Origin of the sequence: Algihabitans albus (assembly GCF_003572205.1) — a bacterium.
Taxonomy (GTDB): Bacteria; Pseudomonadota; Alphaproteobacteria; order Kiloniellales; family DSM-21159; genus Algihabitans; species Algihabitans albus.
The window spans coordinates 1-969 of record NZ_QXNY01000013.1 but is presented as its reverse complement, the minus strand read 5'-3'; the positions used below and the strand labels follow the sequence as shown (position 1 = coordinate 969).

The 969-nt window shown below is 66.2% G+C and carries 1 pseudogene; it reads right to left on the bottom strand.

The features are described 5' to 3' along the window. Positions 1 to 969 (bottom strand): annotated as a pseudogene (locus DBZ32_RS21930) (hypothetical protein); the annotation flags it as partial.

The window sequence follows — 969 nt, the reverse complement described above, 5'->3', positions numbered from 1 at the left end:
CCTCGATTCCCACTTCCGTGTTGTCGTGGATGACGAAGTCGGTGTCGGAATTGCCGCTGCCCGGGTGGAACCCATCTGTACCGCCGCCATCGTTTTCCGCGACAGCCCGTTGGAGCTGTGCCTCGAAACTGACGGTCCCGTCGGAGAAGGCCAGTCGCTCGACGTTCGTCAGGCTGTCGCGACCCTCGTCCCCATTGGCCGTGTTGCCGTCCGTCAGTGTCACGCCGCCATCGGCCTGGGCCGAGAGGTCGTAGTCCATCCGGCCGCCGCGATAGGCCGCGACGTCTTCGCCCGCGCCGCCGTCGATCACGTCGTCGCCGCCGCCGCCGAAGAAGAAGTCGGTGCCCGCACCGCCGCTCAGGCTGTTGGCGCCGTCCAGCACCGCGTAGGGCCCCGGCAGATCGTCGGGATAGGTCACGCCGTTGGCCAGATCCCAGCCGACCACCGCCGAGACGTCCTCGGCATCGTACTGTCCATCGGCATCGACGTTGCCGTTATGGAAGGGGCGATCGCCGAAAGAGTCGCCCGCCTCGGTGCGCGGATCGTCCTGACCCTGATTGAGAAAGCGGCTGGTGATCGGCCCGTCGCCCAGGTTGCCCAGCAGATTGTCGTGCAGCGTCTGCTGCCGGCCGTCCGGCACCTTCACCAGATCCAGCAACGGCTCGCCGCCGGCCCGCAGGTAGGCTGCGTAGTCGTTGCCCAGATAGGCGAAGGAGGTGTTGATCTCCAGGTCGTAATAGTCGCCCGCACCGACGTAATTCTGATCGAGCTGGATCCAGAAAGCCGCGATGGCGTCGGTGTGGCTACCGTCGAGCGTCAAACGCTCCGGCACCAGCGACTTTTCGTCCGCAAGCCCCTCGAACTCCAGCGCCAGCAGGTTTGCCACGCTCGGCGGCGTCCCGTCGTTCGGAAGATCCAGGCCGGTGTTGACCAGATCGACCGGGCCATCGCCGACGATGGTCAAGGTGC